Consider the following 279-nt stretch of genomic DNA (forward strand, 5'->3'; position numbering starts at 1 on the left):
CAAAAAGAAAAAGGGAAAATGCAGTTGTTTGAAAAATCGGTTCTATCCATTACAATTGTAGTTTTCTTTTTATCATTTGCATATGGAGGGATTACGACGTTTTTACCGCTATTTGCATCTTCAATCGATGTGAATCCTGGGACATTCTTTCTTGTATATGCAGTTGCTTTAACGATTGTAAGACCAATTTCAGGAAAACTATTAGATAAGTATGGAGAAGTATTTATCATACTCCCGGCATTATGTATTACTGTTATCGCGATAGTTGTATTAATGATT

At 33.0% G+C, this 279-nt stretch carries 1 protein-coding gene; it reads left to right on the forward strand.

Features of this window, described 5'->3' with window-relative positions:
- The coding region (locus SB658_RS23355; protein WP_410602664.1) for an MFS transporter at positions 1–279 on the forward strand (279 nt) is incomplete at both ends.

Origin of the sequence: Bacillus sp. SIMBA_008, from assembly GCF_046535495.1 — a bacterium.
Taxonomy (GTDB): Bacteria; Bacillota; Bacilli; order Bacillales; family Bacillaceae; genus Bacillus; species Bacillus subtilis.